Below are 19,573 nucleotides of genomic sequence, written 5' to 3'. Positions count from 1 at the left end.
CGCGTCCGCATGGTCCATCTCCGAGGGGTGGGAAAGGGGAGGCCGCCCGAGGCACGGCTCGGGCGGCCTCCCGCCATCCGCGCGCGGACCGCTCAGTACCAGATCGCGACGGGGAGCCCGGTCTCCGTCGTCTGAGGCGGATCGGGCAGGCTCCGGGCGGCCCGGAGCGCGATGCGCCGCGCGCTCCAGGCCGCCGCCGCGGCGTCCAGGACGTCGTCGGGCGGCACCCGCCCGGCCGGTCCGAGGTCGTCGGGCAGGACGATGCCCTGGTCCTCCAGCAGCCGACGGCGCACGGCCTGGCCGTTCCAGCTCTTCTTGCTCCAGGGCACGGGCCGCCCCTCGCCGAGGGCGGCGAAGGAGACCTCGGGATGGACCTCGTACAGCCGGTGGTCGCCCCCGTCGCGGCAGGCGTTGGCCTCGCGCAGCTTCGCGGCCAGCCCCCACGACTGACGGCTCAGCCCCTTCTCGACCACCCGCCGGCACACCTCGTTGGCGGCGTCGTAGCCGTCCGCCTCCCAGACCTCGCGCGGCGGTACGGAGAAGACCCGGGAGCGGTGCGGGGCCACCATCGCGGTGGCCAGGGCGTCGGCCTCGCGCCAGCCCTGCTCCAGCAGCCCCAGCGGCATGTCGACCGCCACCACGGCGGCGTCCGGAACCCGGCCGAGCAGCTCGCCGAGCGCCTCGGCGGTGTCGGCCCCGGCGAAGCGGCCCTCCTCGTCCAGGGTCACGGCCACCCAGCCGGTGCGGCAGGCGTCCACCCCCACGACGGGCGATTCGGCGCATCCGGGTGCGGGCGGAGTGTGAAAAGTATCGCGACGGGAACCCATGCGCCGTATCCGACCACGCGGATGAGCCGGTACGGGGCCGACCGGCAGGAAAGGACGGCGATGGGCGTACGCACATGGATCCAGGATTGGCCTGTCTACCGCCAGCTGACCGGGAACGACCCGCTCGGCCGCGGCGCCGCCACCACCTCGGCCGCCACCCGTGAACAGCGCCCCCGCACCGTCACGGCCGACAAGGTGGTCAAGTCGGTGTGCCCGTACTGCGCGGTGGGGTGCGCCCAGAACGTCTATGTGCGGGACGACCGGGTGGTGCAGATCGAGGGCGACCCGGACTCACCGGTCAGCCGCGGCCGGCTGTGCCCCAAGGGCTCGGCGTCCCTCCAGCTGACCACCGGCGATTCCCGGCGCCACGAGGTGCTCTACCGCCGCCCGTACGGCACCGATTGGGAGCGGCTGGACCTGGACACCGCGATGGACATGGTCGTCGAGCGGGTGATCCGCACCCGCCGCGAGGGCTGGCAGTGGAAGCGGGACGGGGTCGACGTCAACCGCACCATGGGGATCGCCAGCCTCGGCGGCGCCACCCTGGACAACGAGGAGAACTACCTCATCAAGAAGTTGCTGACCGGGCTCGGGGTGATCCAGGTGGAGAACCAGGCCCGGGTCTGCCACTCCTCGACCGTGGCCGGGCTCGGCACCTCCTTCGGCCGCGGTGGCGCCACCACCTTTCTCCAGGACCTCCAGAACGCGGACTGCATCGTGATCGAGGGCTCCAACTTCGCCGAGGCCCATCCCGTGGGCTTCCAGTGGGTGATGGAGGCCAAGGCGCGCGGCGCGAAGGTCATCCATGTCGATCCGCGCTTCAGCCGCACCAGCGCGCTGGCCGATCTGTACGTACCCATCCGGGCCGGCACCGACATCGCCTTCCTCGGCGGCATCATCAACCACGTCCTGACCGGCGGCCACGACTTCCGCGACTACGTCCTGGAGTACACCAACGCGGCAAGCATCGTCGGCGAGGAGTTCGAGGACACCGAGGACCTGGCCGGGATCTTCTCCGGTCTCGACCCGGAGACCGGCCACTACGACATTTCCACCTGGGCCTACGAGGGCGCCGAGGTCCAGGCCCCGCAGGGCGCGCCCGACGAGCTGTACGAGGACCGCACCCGGCGCGGCGCGTCCCTGTCGACCGCCGCCTTCTCCGAATCCCACGGCTCCGGCGGCGCGCCCGCCGCCGCGGATGTCCCCACCGACCGGACCCTGCGACATCCGCGCTGCGTCTATCAGATCCTCAAGCGCCACTTCTCCCGCTACACACCCGAGATGGTCGAGAGGACCTGCGGGATTCCCCAGGACACCTTCCTGGAGGTGTGCCGCGCGCTGGTGGAGAACTCCGGCCCGGACCGCACCTCGGAGTTCGTGTACGCCGTGGGCTGGACCCAGCACACCGTGGGCGCCCAGTACATCCGCACCGCGAGCATCCTCCAGCTGCTGCTCGGCAACATCGGCCGCCCCGGCGGCGGCATCCAGGCGCTGCGCGGCCACGCCAGCATCCAGGGCTCCAGCGACATCCCCACTCTGTTCAACGTGCTCCCCGGCTACATCCCGATGCCGCACGCCCACGCCCACGAGGACCTGGACACCTTCGTCGAGGCCGTGAAGACCGAGAAGGGCTTCTGGGGCGAGATGCGCTCCTATGTCGTCAGCCTGCTCAAGGCGTACTTCGGCGACGCCGCGCACGCCGACAACGACTACTGCTTCGGCCATCTGCCCCGGCTGACCGGCTCCCACAGCACCTACCACACCGTGCGGGAGATGCTGGACGGAGTCTGCAAGGGCTACTTCCTGATGGGCGAGAACCCCGCCGTGGGCTCGGCCAACACCAAGATGCAGCGGCTGGGCATGGCCAACCTGGACTGGCTGGTGGTCCGGGACTTCTCCCTCATCGAGTCCGCCACCTGGTGGAAGGACGGCCCGGAGATCGAGACCGGCGAGCTGCGCACCGAGGACATCGCCACCGAGGTGTTCTTCTTCCCCGCCGCCGCGCACACCGAGAAGTCCGGCTCCTTCACCAACACCAACCGGATGCTCCAGTGGCATTTCGCCGCCAAGGAGCCGGACGGCGAGGCGCGCAGCGATCTGTGGTTCATGTACCACCTGGGGCGTCGGATCAAGGAGCGGCTGAAGGACTCCACCGACCCGATGGACCGGGCCGTCCAGGACCTGGCCTGGTCCTATCCCACCGAGGGCCCGCAGGACGAGCCCAGCGCCGAGGCGATCCTGGCCGAGATCAACGGCCGGGACGCGCGCGGCAAGCCGCTCAGCGCGTACACCCAGCTGAAGGACGACGGCTCCACCTCCTGCGGCTGCTGGATCTACTGCGGGGTGTACGCCGACGGCGTCAACCAGGCCGCCCGCCGCACACCGCACACCGAGCAGGACTGGATCGCCGCCGAATGGGCCTGGGCCTGGCCCGCCAACCGCCGCATCCTCTACAACCGCGCCTCGGCCGACCCGGACGGCAAGCCGTGGAGCGAGCGCAAGGCGCTGGTGTGGTGGGACGCCGACCAGAAACGGTGGACCGGCCATGACATCCCGGACTTCATCCCCGACCGGGCGCCGTCCTACCGGCCGCCCGAGGACGCCCGGGGCCCGGACGCGCTCAGCGGAGTGGATCCGTTCATCATGCAGGCCGACGGCAAGGGGTGGCTGTACGCCCCGGCCGGGCTGGTGGACGGTCCGATGCCGACGCACTACGAGCCGCAGGACTCGCCGGTGCGCAATCCCCTCTATCCGGAGCAGCAGCGCAACCCGGTCCGGGAAGTGATCTCCGATGAGCACAACGCCTTCCACCCCAGCGGGGGCGAGCCGGGCAGCGAGGTGTTCCCGTACATGATCACCACCTATCGGCTCACCGAGCACTTCACGGCGGGCGGGATGAGCCGCTGGACGCCGTATCTGGCCGAGCTCCAGCCGGAGTTCTTCTGTGAGGTCTCCCCCGAGCTGGCCGCTGAGCGGCATCTGGAGCACACCGGCTGGGCGACGCTGATCAGCGCGCGCGGGGTGATCGAGGCCCGGGTGATGGTCACCGAGCGGATGTCCCCGATCAGGGCCGGGGGCCGCACGGTGCATCAGATCGGGCTGCCGTACCACTGGGGTCCCAATGGCTACACCCGCGGGGACGCCGCCAATGAACTGACCGCCATCGCCCTCGATCCGAATGTCCACATCCAGGAGGTGAAGGCGCTGAGCGCCGACATCCGTCCCGGCCGCCGCCCCCGCGGCCCGGAACTGACCGCCCTGCTCGAGGACTACCGGCGGCGCGCCGGCATCACGGTGCGGATCGGAACGGAGGTGCGGGGATGACCGACACCTCGAAGCGCTCATCGCTGATCGGCCGCAATCTGCTCGCCGGAGCCGAACCGGATGTCGCCGGGGACGCCGGGCACGAGGACCATCCGCCCCGGGTCGGCTTCTTCACCGACACCTCGGTGTGCATCGGCTGCAAGGCGTGCGAAGTGGCGTGCAAGGAGTGGAACGCCGTCCCGGAGGACGGGCTGGACTTCACCGGCATGTCGTTCGACAACACCCAGGGCCTCTCCGGCTCCACCTGGCGCCATGTGGCCTTCATCGAGCAGAACAAGCCGCTGGGCCGGGCCGAGACGGGGGTCGACCACGGGGATGTCGATGTGCTGGCCCTCGCGGCGCAGGGCTCCGGGACCCCGGTCGAGGAGGCGGCGATCACCCCGACCTCCCCGGCGTCCCCGTCCGACGGCGGGCAGCACGGGCTGCGGTGGCTGATGTCCTCGGACGTGTGCAAGCACTGCACCCACGCGGCGTGCCTGGACGTGTGTCCGACCGGTGCGCTGTTCCGCACCGAGTTCGGCACCGTGGTGGTCCAGGACGACGTCTGCAACGGCTGCGGCTACTGCGTCCCCGCCTGTCCGTACGGGGTCATCGACGTACGGCCCGAGGACGGCGGGGCCCATAAGTGCACCCTGTGCTACGACCGGCTGGGCGCGGGCCAGGAACCCGCGTGCGCGAAGGCGTGCCCGACCGACTCCATCCAGTTCGGCCCCCTGGACGAGCTGCGCGAGCGCGCCGCCGCCCGGGTCGAGGAGCTGCACCGGGTGGGGGTGGAGGACGCGCGGCTGTACGGACACGATCCGGAGGACGGCGTCGGCGGCGACGGTGCCTTCTTCCTGCTGCTGGACGAGCCGGAGGTGTACGGGCTGCCGCCGGACCCGGTCGTCACGACCCGGGATCTGCCCTCGATGTGGCGGCACGCGGGCACCGCGGCCCTGTCCCTGCTCGGCGGCGTGGCCGCCGTGTTCGCGGCCCAGGCCGGCGTGAGCGGGCGCCGTACCGGAAGGAGGCGCTGATGAGCGAGTCGGATGTCACCCGGAACGGCGTCCGCGGCGCCCGGCCGGGCCGGGACGCGCAGGTCGGCAAGGGGATGGGGGACGGCAAGCGACGCGGCCGCAAGGGCGGGAGGGGCCGCAGGGGCGAGCAGTCGATGGTCCCCCGGGCGGAGTTCACCTCCTACTACGGGCGGCCGGTGCTCAATCCGCCCACCTGGCGGCCCCTGGACATCGCGGGCTACTTCTTCCTCGGCGGGCTCGCGGGCGCCGGGTCGGTGCTCGCGGCGGGCGCCGAACTGACCGGCCGTCCGGTCATGGCCCGCGCGCTCAAGGTGTCCTCGATCGCCGCCCTGACCGGCTCCACCGCCGCCCTGATCCATGACCTCGGGCGCCCCGGGCGATTCGCCAATATGCTGCGGGTCTTCAAGCCCACCTCGCCGATGAGCATGGGCTCATGGCTGCTGGCGGCCTACGGCCCGATGGCCGGGGCGGCCGCCGCCTCGGACCTGACCGGGCGGCTGCCGCGCGCCGGCCGGGCGGCCACGGTGGGGGCGGCGCTGCTGGGTCCCGCGGTGGCCTCGTACACGGCGGTGCTGGCCGCCGACACGGCCGTCCCGGCATGGCACGACGGCCATCGCGAGCTGCCGTATCTCTTCGTCGGCTCGGCCGCCATGGCGGCGAGCGGTATGGCCCTGCTGGCCTCGCCGGTCGCCGAGAACGCCCCGGCGCGGGGCGTGGCGCTGCTCGGCACGGCGGTGGAGACCGCCGCTCTCAAGGCCATGGAACGGCGACTCGGGGTGGTCGCCGAGACCTACCGCGAGGGCCGGGCGGGCAAGCTGATGCGCGCCGCCGAGGCGCTTTCGGTGGCGGGCGCGCTCGGCGGCGCCCTCCTCGGCCGCCGTAGCCGCCCCGCCGCGGCCCTCAGCGGCGTCGCCCTGCTGGCGGCCTCAGCGTGCACCCGTTTCGGTGTGTTCCACGCCGGGATGCGGTCGGCGGAGGACCCGAAGTACACGGTTCTGCCCCAGCGGGAACGGCTCGAAGCGCGGCGGGAGCAGTCGGAGGACGACTGACCCGCCGCCAGGAGCGTCGAGCGGCTATCGCTTGGCCGAAGGCGATGGCGAAGTCGCCTTCGGCGAGGCCGACGGGGAGGCGGGCGCCGTGCCACCGCCGGGGTTCGGCCCGTAGGCGTCCAGGAAGCGGTCGCGGAAGGAGCTCATCTTCCACACCGGGGCCTTCGCGCCCGGCATCAGACCGTCGTCCCAGCCCCAGTGGGAGATCCGGTCCAGCACCGCCTTGTCGTGCGCGACGATCGCCACCGGCACGTCCCGGCTGGCGTTGTCGCCGCTGACCCGGGCGAGGGGCTGGTGGTCGCCGAGGAAGACCAGCACCGTGTTCTTGTTGCCGTACTTCAGCACATAGTCGATGAGGCTGTTGACCGAGTACTGGATGGACCTTCCGTACTCGGTCTTCACCTTCGTGGAATCGGTGAACACGTCCGCGGGCTTCTTGCCCGCCTTCTGGATGGCCTTGTAGACCGAGCCGTCGCCGACCTGACTCCAGGGGATCGTCTTGGGGATGGGCGCCCAGGGCTGGTGGCTGGAGGTCAGGATGATCTCCGACATCAGCGGCTTGTCGTGCTTCTTGCCGTGCTCCAGGCGCTGGAACGCCTTCAGGGCGTACTGGTCGGGCATGGTCGACCAGCTGAACTTCGGGCCCTTGTAGCCGAGTTCCCGGGAGTCGTAGACGTGGTCGAGGCCGTAGAACTTGCCCTCCGGCCAAGCCTTCTGCACCCCGGGCATGATGCCGACGGTCCGCCAGGCGCCGGTGCGCTGGAAGGCGCGGGTGATGGACATGTGGTCGCCCGCGGTGACGGTGCGGTAGCGGTTCTGGTTGTCGATCCACAGGCCGGTGAGGAAGGTGGAGTGGCCCAGCCAGCTGCTGCCGCCGTACGTGGCCGAGGTGAGCCAGCCGCTCTTGGAGGCGAACCCGGCCTTGTTCAGCCGCTTGGTGGCGTTCTTGAGCGTCTTGTCGACACCGGGCGCGATCGCCGGGTCCTCGATGGCCGAGCGGCCGTAGCTCTCGATGAAGGTGATCATCATGTCCTTGCCGCGCAACCCGGTCAGCAGCTGGTCGCCGGGGGTGTCGCCATAGGTGTCCACGGCGGCCACCTTGGCGAACTCCCGCTCGTCCTTGAGGGTCTTGCGCACCCGCTCCGCCCGGTCCTGCACCAGCGCGGTGGTGCTCCTGGACGCGAACGGCACCCCGGCCACCTGCACCCCGAGCGCCGCGCACATCACCCAGACGGTGCCGAGCACCAGGGTGGTGCGGGTGGCCACGGCGGTGTTCCGCGCCATGACATTGCTGACCCGCAGAACGGCGAGCGCCATCAGGACGAGCAGGGCGACGGCGAGGACCACGACCCCGATCACGGCGGCGGTGGCGGCCGTATCGCCGACCGAGTCCTTGAGGTACGACTCGGCGTCGTCCAGCAGTATCCAGTCGAGCACCACATTGAACCCACGGCCGAGGAACTCGTTGAAGCCGATGTCGAGGAGGTTCAGGATGGTCAGCGCCCCGAGGGCCGCCCCGGCGAGCACCGCCACCACCCGCCGCGCCATCGTCGGCAGCATGAGCAGCAGCGTGGCGCCGAAGATCCCCTCCACCGGGATGCGCATGAAGGCGCTGGGTTCGACGAGGGCGAGTTTGGTCGGCAGGAGGAGGGCGAGGAAGACGAGGGCGAGGGACAGCCCGGTGACCGTCCACGCCACCGTCCGTGCCGCGACGGGGTACTTGGCCCGCCAGCCCTTGCGGACGGGGGCCGCGTCGGGGGCGGTGCCGACCAGCGGGCCGGTCACGGTGGTCTCCTCCGGGTCCGCCACCTCCTCCGATGCGCCGGACGGCTCGGGGGACGCGTCGTGTCCCACGGACGCGTCCGCGGCGGCGTCCGCGGCGGCGTCGACGTCCGCCGAGGTGTCCGCATCCGCTGAGGTGTCCGCGTCCGCGGCGGTGTCCGCCGCCTGGGCGGGGACATCCGGCGTGCGCTCAGGTGGCCCCTCCGGTGACGGGCCCTCCGTCAGACCCTCCTCCGTGGTTCCCTTGTCCGTTTCCGACCGCTGACGAGAGCTCGATTGGCGCGACAACCCGAAGGTCCTTCCCTGCGAAGCCCGGTGGTGGCACGGCGGACCCGGCTCGGGTGGCCGGGCCCGTCGTTATCCGTACGGCGTGCCGGGGGTCCGCGTTCAATCACCTGGCACTTTTCCCGGCGCCTCCTCCCCTCGCGAGTGCGCCCGCCCCGACGTTACGCTGCGTCCCTCACATGGATGTGAAGGTGAGGGGACCCGCACATGCGCATCGGAGAACTGTCGGAGCGCACCGGCACACCGCGCCGGCTGCTGCGCTACTACGAGGAGCAGGGGCTGATCCTGCCGGACCGCTGCGCGAACGGCTACCGCTCGTACGACGAGCGGCTCGTCGACCGGGTGCTCCAGATCAGGGGCCTGCTCGACGCCGGGCTGCCCACTCGCATCATCAAGCAGATCCTGCCGTGTCTCGACAAGCCCCGGCTCATTCACTTCTCCGATGCCACACCGGAGATGATCACCACCCTGGAGGACGAGCGGGACCGCATGACCCGGCGCATCGACTGCCTGACCCGCAACCGGGACGCGATCTCCGAGTATCTTGACGCCGTGATCGGTAACCACACCACCAGCTGAACCACCGGGGAGCCCGCGATGACCGTCCGCCGTGTCGTGCCCAACGTCCGGTCCGCAGCGATGCGGGAGAACCGGGAGTTCTACGGTCTCCTGGGGCTCGAGGAGGTGATGAACCTCGGCTGGGTCATGACCCTCGCCTCCCCCACCAACCCCACGGCCCAGATCGGCGTGATGACCGACGACAGGACCGGGCCGGTGGTCCCCGATCTGAGCATCGAGGTGGACGACGTGGACGCGGTCTACGCGGCGGTGCGTGACAGCGGCGCCGAGATCGTCCACCCCCTGCGGGACGAGGAGTGGGGCGTCCGCCGCTTCTTCGTCCGCGACCCCAACGGCCGGGTGATCAATGTGCTGACCCACCGCCGGGAGCCCGGGGACGTGGACGGATGAGCCACATCGAGATCAACGGATCGCCCGCCACCGCGGCCACCCTGCGGATGCCCGCGCTCCCCCCGACGCGGTGGAGTGGGACGCGATCCGAGGATGCCGGGGGCGGCCGCTAGCGGTCCCCCTGGGAGGCGGTGCGGGAGGCGGTGCGCCGGGCGCTGTCGCGGCGGGGCCGCAAGGGGGCGTCCTCGTCGCTGAAGAGCTCGGGGTGCTTGGCGCGGATCTTCTCCACATCGCTGAAGACCAGCCGCAGATGGGAGCGGAGCGACTCGTCGGCCCGGTCCAGATCGCCCGCCTCCAGCAGGTCGACCACCTCGCGGTGCTGGCCGATGAGCAGGGACATCTGCTGGGTCATCGGCAGTGACAGCCTGCGGGCCCGGTCCAGCTGGGCCTTGGCCTGGCTGACGACCGGCCAGGCCGAGGCGTGGCCGCTGACGGCCATCAGCCGGGCGTGGAAGTCCTCGTCCAGCTGGAAGAAGCCCGCCATGTCGGACCGGCGGTCGGCCTCCTCCTGCGCGGTGAGCAGCGCCCGCAGCTCCGCCACGTCCCGCGGGCCGGCCTTGCCGACGGCGTCCCGCAGCGCGGCGCACTCCAGCGCCTCCCGGATGAACTGGGCGGAGGCCACATCGCGCTCCCGGATGCGCGAGACGAACGTGCCCATCTGGGGGTAGATGTCCACCAGCCCCTCGTCGGCGAGCAGGATCAGCGACTCGCGGACGGGGGTGCGACTCACCCCGAGCTCGGCCGCCAGGTCGTTCTCCGATACGGCGGAGCCGGGCTCCAGCTCCAGGCCGACGATGCGCGAACGCAGCACCTCATGGACCAGTTGCCGGGTGTTGCGCCCCCGGGAGCGCGCCGCGTGCAATCCCTCCGCCGATGCCATCTGACCCCTTCCGAACCCTTGACTCCGCTCGCTGACGTACTTGTATGGTAGCCGACCGACAGCCCGGACTCCACCCCGGGAGCCCGCTTCAGTGAGGAGCACGCATGGCCACGATCACGGAGGCCAAGGTCATCGTCACCTCGCCGGGTCGCAATTTCGTGACCCTGAAGGTGACCACCTCCGACGGCGTGACCGGTCTCGGTGACGCCACCCTGAACGGCCGCGAGCTCGCGGTCGCCTCCTATCTGGAGGACCACCTCGTACCGCTGCTGATCGGGCGCGACCCCGCCCGTATCGAGGACACCTGGCACTATCTCTACAAGGGGGCCTACTGGCGCCGCGGCCCGGTGACCATGACCGCCATCTCGGCCGTGGACACCGCGCTGTGGGACATCAAGGGCAAGGTCGCCGGGATGCCGGTGTACGACCTGCTGGGCGGCAAGGCCCGCGAAGGGGCCATGGTCTACGGCCACGCCAGCGGCGGCGACATCCCCGAGCTGCTCGACGACGTCGCCCAGTTCCAGGAGATGGGCTACCGCGCGATCCGCGCCCAGGCCGCCGTCCCCGGTTCCCCCGGGACGTACGGCATCCGCCACGGCACCGTGGCCACGGTCTACGAGCCCGCCACCGGTGCGCTGCCGGAGGAGCAGCCGTGGTCGACCGAGGCGTACCTGGACTTCGCACCGCGCTACCTGGAAGCGGTCCGCGAGCGGTTCGGCTTCGGCTTCCACCTGCTGCACGACGTCCACCACCGGCTCAGCCCCACCGAGGCGGGACGGCTCGGCCGCAGCGTGGAAGACCTGCGGCTGTTCTGGATGGAAGACCCCAGCCCCGCCGAACTCCAGGACTCCTTCCGCCAGATCCGCCAGTCCACCACCACCCCCATCGCGGTCGGCGAGGTCTTCAACTCCATCTGGGACTGCCAGCAGCTCATCACCGAGCGGCTCATCGACTACATCCGCGCCTCGGTCGTGCACGCCGGCGGCATCACCCACCTGCGGCGGATCTTCCACCTCGCCGAGCTGTACCAGGTGCGCACCGGTTCGCACGGCGCCACCGACCTGTCCCCGGTGAGCATGTCGGCGGCCGTCCACCTCGATGTCACCGTGCCCAACTTCGGCATCCAGGAGTACATGGCGCACGACCCGCTCACCCACGAGGTGTTCCGGCCGGCCTACGAGCTGATCGACGGCGCCCTGCACCCCTCGGCCGCGCCCGGCCTCGGCATCGAACTCGACGAGGAGGCGGCCGCCCGCTTCCCGTACGACCCGAAGTACCTCCCGGTGAGCCGCCGCACCGACGGGTCGGTGCACGACTGGTGACCGCCGACTCCCCGCCGCGCCTGTCGCTGGCCACCCTGGACCGCGTCCCCGCCGGAAGCCGCCCGCGCACCGACCCGCGGGGCTTGCGCCCCCGGATCGTGCACCTGGGCATCGGCGCCTTCCACCGCGCCCACCAGGCCCTCTACACCGAAGCCGCCGAGGCCGCGCACGGCGGCGGCTGGAGCATCGCCGGTGTCACCCAGCGCAGCCGGTCAGTCGTGGACGCGCTGCGCCCACAGGACGGGCTGTACTCCTTCACCGAACGGCGCCCCGACGGCCCGGCCACCCGCGTGGTCGGCACCGTGACCGAGGTGCTGCACGCCACCGACGACGGCGCCCGGCTCGGCGCGCTCCTCGCCTCCCCCGAGGTCACCGTCGTCACCCTCACCGTCACCGAGAAGGGCTACCGGCGCGACCCCGCCACCGGCGGACTCGCCCTGGACGACCCGCTGATCCGCGACGACCTGGCGGGACGGCCCGCGCCCGCGAGCGTGACCGGGCAGCTCGCCGCGGGGCTGCGCGCCCGGCTGCGGGCCGGCGGCGCCCCGGTGTCGCTGGTCTCCTGCGACAACATGGCCGACAACGGCGCGGTACTGCGGCGCCTGGTACGGGAGTTCATCGCCGCCACCGCATGGGACGACCGCGACCGCCTGCTGGACTGGATCACCGGCTCGGTCGCCTTCCCCGCCACCGTCGTCGACCGCATCGTCCCCGCCACCACCGACACCGACCGGCGGACCGCCGCCCGCGCCCTGACCGTGGACGACGCGGGCGCGGTCACCGGCGAACCGTTCACCCAGTGGGTGCTCCAGGACATCTTCGCCGCCGACCGCCCGCACTGGGAGGCGGCCGGGGTGCGCTTCGTCCCCGATGTGAGCCCCTACCAGCTCGCCAAGCTCCGGCTGCTCAACGGCTCCCACTCGCTCATCGCCTATCTCGGGCTCGGGCACGGATGCGAGACCGTCGCCGACGTCCTGGCCACCCCCTGGGGCGAGGAGACCGTACGCGCCTACTGCGCCGAGGCCGCGCAGAGCCTGCCGCCCACCGAGGGTCTTGACCTCCCCGCCTACATCGACAGCCTGGTGGACCGCTTCGCCAACCCCGCGATGCACCACCGCATCCAGCAGATCGCCATGGACGGATCCCAGAAGATCCCCGAACGGTGGCTCGCCCCGCTGCGCGAACTGCGCGCCGCCGGACGGGACACCCCGCTCCTGGCCGCCGCCCTCGCCGCCTGGGCCCGCCGCACCCGCGACCACCCCCTGGACGATCCCCGGGCCGAGGAGCTGCGCCGCGCCTGGGACGGCCCGCGCACCGAGGCCCCGCGCCGGCTGCTGCGGCTGCTGGGCGCCGAGGACCTCGCGGACGACACCGCTCTCATCGCGTCCGTACGGGCGGAGCTGGACCCCCGCGCCCGGCCACCGCGCTGACCCACGCACCGCCCCTTCAAAGGAGAGCCGCCTTGAAGACCCCCAGAGCCGTCCCCGCCACCGACCAGCCCTCCCCGGCCCAGGACGAGGCCGCCACCGGGCCACCGCGCCCCCGCGGGCTGCGCCACAACACCCGCTGGCTGATGGTCTTCCTCTGCTTCCTGGGCATGACCGTCAACTACGTCGACCGCGCCACCATCTCCATCTCCCTGCCCTATATGACCGATGACCTGCACATCGGCCCCGAGTGGCAGGGCGTCATCCTCAGCATGTTCTTCGTGACCTACGCGCTGGGCCAACTGCCCGCCGGGGCGCTGATCGACCGCTACGGCGAGAAGCGCATGTTCGCCATCGGCGGGCTGATCTGGTCGCTGGTCACCGTCGGCACCGGATTCGTCCGGGGCATCGGCAGCCTGCTCTTCGCCCGTCTCGCCCTCGGCGCGGGCGAGGCCCCCGCGTACCCCTCGTGCGCCAAGTCCGTCTCCCGCTGGTTCCCGGTCCGCGAACGCGCCCTGGCCAACAGCGTCTGGGACAACGGCGCCCGCGCCGGCACCGCCGTCGCCGCCCCCGTCGTGACCGCGCTGATCGCCTGGCAGGGCTGGCGGATGGCGTTCTGGGTCACCGGCGCCGTGGCCCTGCTGTGGGTGGCGCTGTGGCTCAAGGCGTACCGCGAACCCTCGGCCCGCGACGGACTCAGCGCCGAGGAACGCGCCTACGTCACGGCGGGCGGCGCCCGGCTCGAGGAGAACCCCGCCCAGAAGACGACGGCGCCGGAGGAGCCCGCCGTCCGCTGGCGCGACCTGTTCCGCCACCGCACGGTCTGGGGCATGATGATCGGCTTCTTCTGCCTCAACTACGTCATCTACTTCTTCATCACCTGGTTCCCCAGCTACCTCGTCGACGCCCGCGGTTTCGACCTGCTCAAACTGGGCTTCTACGGCGCCCTGCCCGGCATCGTCGCCATCGGCGGCAGCCTGCTCGGCGGCTGGACCAGCGACACCCTGCTGCGCCGCGGCTGGTCGGTGACCCGGGCCCGCAAAACCTGTCTGGTGTGCGGGATGCTCTTCTCCTCCGTCATCGCCTTCGCCGTGCTCGTCCCCAGCGCCATGTGGGCCCTGGCCCTGCTGTCCGTCAGCTACGCCAGCCTGGCCTTCTCCGCCGCATCGGTGGCCAGCCTGCCCGCCGACGTCGCGCCCACCCCGCGCCATGTCGCCTCGCTCGGCGGCATCCAGAACTTCGCCTCCAACCTCGCCGGAGTGCTCGGCTCGACCACCACCGGTCTGCTGCTGGGGTTCTTCCACCACTCCTTCGTCGCCCCGCTGATGCTGTCCGGCGCGCTGTGCATCGTCGGCGCCCTCACCTACGGCCTGGTCGTCAAGCGCGTCGAACCACTGCGGCTGACCGCCGCCTGAGCCCCTTCGTGTCTTCGCGTACCAGGAGAACCATCCGATGAACGACGCCACCGCCGCGATCCTGCACGGCCCTAAGGATGTGCGCATCGAGCGGCACCCGATTCCCGGGCCCGCCCCCGGCGAGGTCCTCGTGGACATCGGCGCGGTCGGGCTGTGCGGCTCCGATCTGCACTACTACGCCCACGGCGAGAACGGCCCCCATGTGCTCCGCTCCCCCACCGCGCTCGGCCACGAGGCCGCCGGAACGGTCGTGGCGGGCCACGGCCCGCTGCCCGCGGGCACCCGGGTCGCCATCGAGCCCGCCATCCCCTGCGGACACTGCCGCGCCTGCCGCGCGGGCCGCTACAACCAGTGCCCGCACGGCCGCTGCTTCGGCTCCCCGCCCACCCATGGCGCCCTGACCGGACACCTGGCCGTACCCGCGGAGTTCGCCCACCCCCTCCCCGACGACTTCCCCCTCACCTCCGGCGCGCGCGTCGAACCCCTCGCGGTGGCCCTGCACGCGGTGCGCCGCGGCGGCGTCGCGGCCGGGGACCGGGTGCTGGTCACCGGCGCCGGGCCGATCGGCCTGCTCGTCCTCCAGGCCGCCCGCGCGGTGGGGGCGGGCGAGACCGTGGTGACCGACATCAACCCCGGCCGGCTCGCCCACGCCCACCGCCTGGGCGCCGACCGGACCCTGGACACCTCCCGCGAACCCCTCTCCCAGGAGCCGCTGTTCGACATCGCGCTCGACTGCTCCGGCATCGAGGCCGCCCTGGCCGCCGCCGCCCACGCGGTACGCCCCGGCGGCACCCTGGTCGCCGTCGGCAACCCGCCCCAGCCCCGGACCACGCTCCCGCTGGCCTGGATGCAGCGCCAGGAGCTCAGCCTGGTCACCGCCTTCCGCTACGCCGGGGAGTTCCCGGCCGCGGTGTCCCTGGCCGCCACCGGGCGGGTCGAGCTGGAGTCGCTGATCACCACACGCTTCCCGCTGGAACGTTCGGCGGACGCCCTCCACACGGCGCTCACCGACCCGACACAGCTGAAGGTCGTCATCGAACCCAACGAACCCATCGGGCCCATCGGGTCCTGAGCAGGAGTGGACCGGGCGGCATCCCGTCCGTCCCACCCGTCAAAATGGGCACCATGTCCCGACGTACCCGACGCCCGCGGCCGGCCCGCCCCACCCCGGCCACCTGCCCCTGCGGGCTGTCCGCGGCCTACGACGACTGCTGCGGCCGACTGCACCGCGGCCAGGCCCAGGCGACCACCGCCGAGCAGCTGATGCGCTCGCGCTACAGCGCCTTCGCCGTCGGGGACGAGGCGTATCTGCTGCGCAGTTGGCACCCCACCACCCGGCCGCCCGGCGCGGACCTCGACCCGGGGCTGCGCTGGGTGCGCCTGGAGATCCTGGGCACCACCGAGGGCAGCGCGTTCCACACCACCGGCAGCGTCGAGTTCCGCGCCCACTACACCCAGGGCGGCCGCACGGGCTCGCTCCACGAGAACAGCCGCTTCGTACGCCACGACGGTGCCTGGGTCTACCTCGACGGTCTGACCGAAGACTGACCCCACCCCGCGTCAGCGATCACGGTCCGCACCGACTTGGTCATTTGTTTCCCGTGTCGTCGCCGACGCCTTCTGGTGCCCGGTCAACTCCGGGGCGATGCTGGGGCGCTGTGCGTGTGAACCACGCGTGTCCCCTGGCCCCATGGAGTTGCCGTGCCTCCTGTCGCGCTCGCCAGACCACTGGCGGCCCTGGCCGCGGTGTCCGCCCTCGTGCTGGGCGCCGCCGGCCAGGCCACCGCCGACAACACCCCCGCCCCGGCGCCCGAACCCGTCCCCAGGTCGTCCTCGGAGATGCTGCGCCCGGTCGCGCCCCCCGCCGCCAGCGGTGCGACCGGCACCCGGTCCGTGGCCGACGGGGACGGGGTGGAGACCGCCCGCACCTCCCGGCCGGTCGCCCCGGGGGTGCGGCTGACCTCGTACGACCGGCTGGAGTCGGACAAATGGCTGCGGGTCGACTCGCTGTCGGTGGACCTGGCCGGCGGCACCAAGGTCGACTATCTCCACCCCGACAAGGTCGCGGAGCGCCGAAGCGTCTCCCAACTGGCCGCCGAGCACGACCCCGGGCCGGGGCGCCGCACGGTCGCGGCCATCAACGGTGACTTCTTCGACATCAACCAGACCGGCGCCCCCGAGGGCAACGGCATCGGCGACGGCCGCCTCGTCAACTCCGCCTCCGCCACCGGGCCCGCCCGGGCCGTCGGCATCGGCCCGGCCGACGCCGGCCGCGTCCTCCAGCTCTACTTCGACGGCACCCTGACCCTCCCCGACGGCCCCCACCCGCTCGCGGCGCTCAACGCCGCCAACGTCCCGGCCACCGGCATCGGGGCGTACACCGCCCAGTGGGGCGAGGCGGACCGCGCCCAGACCGTGGACGGCGCACGGCGCACCGCCGAGGTCACGGTCGTGGACGGCAAGGTCACCCAGGCGGCCGGCGCGCCCGGCAAGGGCCCGATCCCGGCCGGTGCGACCGTACTGGTCGGCCGGGACGCCGGGGCCGACACGCTGTCCGAACTGGCCGTCGGCGACGCGGTGTCGATGGAGTACCGGCCCCGCACCGACGGCGGCGACCTGCCCCGCACCGCCGTCGGCGGCCGCGAGCTGCTGGTCGTGGACGGCAAGGCGGTCGGCCACGAGGGCGAGGGCAACAACGCCACCGCGCCGCGCACCGCGGTCGGCTTCTCCCGCGACGGCCGCACCATGCGGATCCTCAGCGTGGACGGGCGGCAGGCCGACAGCGGCGGCGTCACCCTCACCGAACTGGGCCTGATGATGAAGGACGCGGGCGCCTACAGCGCCCTCAACCTCGACGGCGGCGGCTCCTCCACGCTCGTCGCCCGCGAGCCCGGCAGCGACACCACCCGGGTGGAGAACAGCCCGTCCGACGGGGCCGAGCGCACCGTCCCCAACGGCCTGGCCCTCACCGCCCCCGACGGCAGCGGCCGCCTCAAGGGCTTCTGGGTGGACACCGCTGTGGACCGCGCGTCCGCGCCCACCGCCGACCCGGTCCGGGGCGGCCACCCCGAGCGGGTCTTCCCCGGGCTCACCCGCCGCCTCACCGCCGCCGGTTACGACGAGACCTACGGCCCCGCCGAGGGCGCGCCGCAGTGGCGGACGGACGATTCCCACATCGGCCGGGTCGATGCCGACGGCACCTTCACCGCCCGCCACGGCGGCGACACCACCGTGACCGCCCGGCGCGGCGCCGCCCACGGCGACCTCGGCCTCACCGTCCTGGACCGGCTGGACCGGATCCAGTCCACCAGCCGGCTGGTCGGCCTGGCCGACGCCGAGGCCACGGGCCGGTTCGGCATCGTCGGCCTGGACGCGCACGGCACCAGCGCCCCCGTCGAACCGTCCGATGTGCGACTGTCGTACGACCAAGCGCTGTTCGACATCGCCCCGGACCCCCGGACCGGCACCTTCACCGTCAAGGCGCGCCACGACCAGGCCGCGGGGCAGGTCAAGGTCGCCGTCGGCACCACCACCACGGTGCTCGCCGTCACCGTCGGCCTGACCGAGCGGCAGGAGGCGTCCTTCGACGACGCCGACCGCTGGACCTTCAGCCAGGCCCGCGCCTCCGGTTCGGCCGAGGCCACCCCCGACGGCCACACCGGCACCGGGCTCGCGCTGGACTACGACTTCACCCAGTCCACGGCCACCCGCGCCGCCTATGTCACCCCGCCCCAGCAGATCGCGGTGGACGGACAGCCGCAGTCCTTCGGCCTGTGGATCAAGGGCGATGGCAAGGGGGCCTGGCCCACCCTGCACCTCAAGGACGCGGCGGGCTCGGACCAGTTGCTGCGCGGGCCGTATGTCACCTGGACCGGATGGCGACATGTCGACTTCGCCGTACCGGCCGGAGTCGCCTATCCGCTGAAGGTCAACCGCTTCTACCTCGCCGAGACCTCCGCCACCCGCCAGTACACCGGCAGTGTGGTCATCGACGACCTCACCGCACGGGTGCCGCCCTCCGTCGAACTGCCCACGGAGAGCGTGCGCCCCGATCCGCTGATCTCCACCGCCGCCCAGGTACGGGGACGCGACTGGCGGTTCGCGGTGATGTCCGACGCGCAGTTCGTGGCCCGCGATCCGAACAGCCCGATCGTCTCCCAGGCCCGCCGCACCCTGCGCGAGATCAAGGCGGCCAACCCCGACTTCCTGGTGATCAACGGGGACCTGGTGGACGAGGGCTCCCCCGCCGATCTCTCCTTCGCCCGCACCGTGCTGAAGGAGGAGCTGGGCGATGAGCTGCCCTGGACTTACGTCCCCGGCAACCACGAGGTGATGGGCGGCTCCATCGACAACTTCACCGCCGAATTCGGGCCCGCCCACCGCACGTTCGACCACCGGGGCACCCGCTTCCTCACCCTGGACACCTCACGCCTGGGGCTGCGCGCCGGCGGCTTCGACCAGATCAAGGAGTTGCGCGCCCAGCTGGACGCGGCCGCCAAGGACCCGGACATCGGCTCGGTCATGGTGATCGAGCACGTACCGCCGCGTGACCCCACCCCGCAGCAGGGCAGCCAGCTCGGCGACCGCAAGGAGGCGGCGCTGCTGGAGGGCTGGCTGGCCGACTTCCGCCGCACCACGGGCAAGGGCGCGGGCTTCATCGGCAGCCACGTCGGCACCTTCCACGCCTCCCGGGTGGACGGCGTCCCGTACCTGATCAACGGCAACTCGGGCAAGAACCCCGCCACCCCGCCCGGCCACGGCGGCTTCACCGGCTGGTCGATGGTCGGCGTGGACCACGTCTCGGCGCGGGACCAGGCCGCCGCGCGCCACGCACCGTGGCAGGGCGGCCCGGACTGGGTGTCCGTACAGACCCGCGCCCATGTGGACGGGCTGACCGTCACCGCCCCGGCCGAACTGCGCACCGGACAGGACGCCGATGTCACCGCGACCGTCCTCCAGGGCGAGGGGACCGCTGCCCGGCGGGTGCCGGTCGGCTTCCCGCTCAGCGCGGACTGGACCGGCTCGCCCACCCTCCACATCGGCGATCCGGACGACGCCGGGCGCCGTGATGTGGCGGCGTACGACCCGGCCAGCGGCAAGCTGACCGCGCTGCGCCCGGGAACGGCCACCCTCGCGGTGAGCGTGAACGGCGCCATCGCACAGGCGCGGTTCACCGTCACCGCGGCGGCCGCGGCACCCGCGGCCTAGCCGGGCCGGTGGGGGCGGGGCGGCCTGAGCGCCCCGCCCCCACCGGACCCAGGCGCCCCACCGGACCCA

14 protein-coding genes are annotated in these 19,573 nt (G+C 72.4%); 11 read left to right on the top strand and 3 right to left on the bottom strand.

Annotated elements, in window-relative coordinates; genetic code table 11:
• Positions 1 to 92: 92 nt before the first annotated feature.
• Positions 93 to 764, bottom strand: a complete 672-nt coding sequence (locus tag KHP12_RS00135; protein WP_244202703.1) for a DUF429 domain-containing protein — start codon at positions 762 to 764, stop codon at positions 93 to 95.
• Between the two features lie 123 nt (positions 765 to 887).
• Between KHP12_RS00135 and fdh the strand changes: the two genes are divergently transcribed.
• The 3 genes from fdh to nrfD are packed head-to-tail and all read left to right on the top strand — an operon-like array spanning position 888 to position 6,216.
• On the top strand, positions 888 to 4,151 hold the full coding sequence (gene fdh / locus KHP12_RS00130) for a formate dehydrogenase (RefSeq protein ID WP_211831203.1): 3,264 nt from the start codon (positions 888 to 890) through the stop codon (positions 4,149 to 4,151).
• The gene (locus tag KHP12_RS00125) at positions 4,148 to 5,167 is read left to right on the top strand and encodes a 4Fe-4S dicluster domain-containing protein (RefSeq protein ID WP_211831202.1); all 1,020 of its coding nucleotides are present in this window, start codon (positions 4,148 to 4,150) and stop codon (positions 5,165 to 5,167) included. Before fdh ends, KHP12_RS00125 begins: the two co-directional genes overlap by 4 nt.
• Entirely contained in the window at positions 5,167 to 6,216 is a 1,050-nt protein-coding gene (gene nrfD / locus KHP12_RS00120; protein ID WP_210608727.1) for an NrfD/PsrC family molybdoenzyme membrane anchor subunit, read from the top strand. Before KHP12_RS00125 ends, nrfD begins: the two co-directional genes overlap by 1 nt.
• 24 nt (positions 6,217 to 6,240) lie before the next feature.
• On the opposite strand, the gene KHP12_RS00115 is transcribed toward nrfD, so the two are convergent.
• Positions 6,241 to 8,286, bottom strand: a complete 2,046-nt coding sequence (locus KHP12_RS00115) for an alkaline phosphatase family protein (RefSeq protein ID WP_086884561.1) — start codon at positions 8,284 to 8,286, stop codon at positions 6,241 to 6,243.
• Positions 8,287 to 8,490: 204 nt separating this feature from the next.
• Between KHP12_RS00115 and KHP12_RS00110 the strand changes: the two genes are divergently transcribed.
• Together KHP12_RS00110 and KHP12_RS00105 are read left to right on the top strand one after the other, a co-directional pair.
• On the top strand, positions 8,491 to 8,862 hold the full coding sequence (locus tag KHP12_RS00110; protein WP_037957357.1) for a MerR family transcriptional regulator: 372 nt from the start codon (positions 8,491 to 8,493) through the stop codon (positions 8,860 to 8,862).
• An 18-nt stretch (positions 8,863 to 8,880) separates the two neighbouring features.
• Positions 8,881 to 9,252 carry a VOC family protein gene (locus tag KHP12_RS00105; RefSeq protein ID WP_086884562.1) on the top strand — a complete coding sequence of 124 codons (372 nt, stop codon included), beginning with the start codon at positions 8,881 to 8,883 and terminating at the stop codon, positions 9,250 to 9,252.
• Between the two features lie 109 nt (positions 9,253 to 9,361).
• Here the strand turns inward: KHP12_RS00105 and KHP12_RS00100 are convergent, their stop codons facing one another.
• Entirely contained in the window at positions 9,362 to 10,132 is a 771-nt protein-coding gene (locus KHP12_RS00100; protein WP_086884563.1) for a GntR family transcriptional regulator, read from the bottom strand.
• Between the two features lie 104 nt (positions 10,133 to 10,236).
• Here KHP12_RS00100 and manD point away from each other — a divergent pair, with 104 nt between their 5' ends.
• The 6 genes from manD (at position 10,237) to KHP12_RS00070 (ending at position 19,504) form a co-directional block, all read left to right on the top strand.
• The gene (gene manD, locus KHP12_RS00095) at positions 10,237 to 11,454 is read left to right on the top strand and encodes a D-mannonate dehydratase ManD (RefSeq protein WP_037957353.1); all 1,218 of its coding nucleotides are present in this window, start codon (positions 10,237 to 10,239) and stop codon (positions 11,452 to 11,454) included.
• Positions 11,451 to 12,884 (top strand): mannitol dehydrogenase family protein, encoded by a 1,434-nt coding sequence (locus KHP12_RS00090; protein WP_086884564.1) that lies wholly within the window; start codon positions 11,451 to 11,453, stop codon positions 12,882 to 12,884. The genes manD and KHP12_RS00090 overlap by 4 nt, the downstream gene beginning before the upstream one ends.
• Before the next feature lie 32 nt (positions 12,885 to 12,916).
• Entirely contained in the window at positions 12,917 to 14,296 is a 1,380-nt protein-coding gene (locus KHP12_RS00085; RefSeq protein WP_210608729.1) for an MFS transporter, read from the top strand.
• Positions 14,297 to 14,333: 37 nt separating this feature from the next.
• Complete coding sequence (locus tag KHP12_RS00080) at positions 14,334 to 15,368, top strand: NAD(P)-dependent alcohol dehydrogenase (RefSeq protein WP_211831201.1); 1,035 nt, start codon at positions 14,334 to 14,336, stop codon at positions 15,366 to 15,368.
• Positions 15,369 to 15,421: 53 nt separating this feature from the next.
• Positions 15,422 to 15,844 carry a YchJ family protein gene (locus KHP12_RS00075; protein ID WP_086886376.1) on the top strand — a complete coding sequence of 141 codons (423 nt, stop codon included), beginning with the start codon at positions 15,422 to 15,424 and terminating at the stop codon, positions 15,842 to 15,844.
• 153 nt (positions 15,845 to 15,997) lie between these two features.
• Positions 15,998 to 19,504, top strand: coding sequence for a phosphodiester glycosidase family protein (locus KHP12_RS00070; RefSeq protein ID WP_211831200.1), 3,507 nt, complete (start codon positions 15,998 to 16,000; stop codon positions 19,502 to 19,504).
• Positions 19,505 to 19,573: the final 69 nt, after the last annotated feature.

The sequence above is a fragment of the Streptomyces asiaticus genome, from assembly GCF_018138715.1.
GTDB classification, from domain to species: domain Bacteria; phylum Actinomycetota; class Actinomycetes; order Streptomycetales; family Streptomycetaceae; genus Streptomyces; species Streptomyces asiaticus.
Note: the sequence above shows the minus strand (reverse complement) of the source record. Positions and strands in the feature narration are given on the sequence as shown.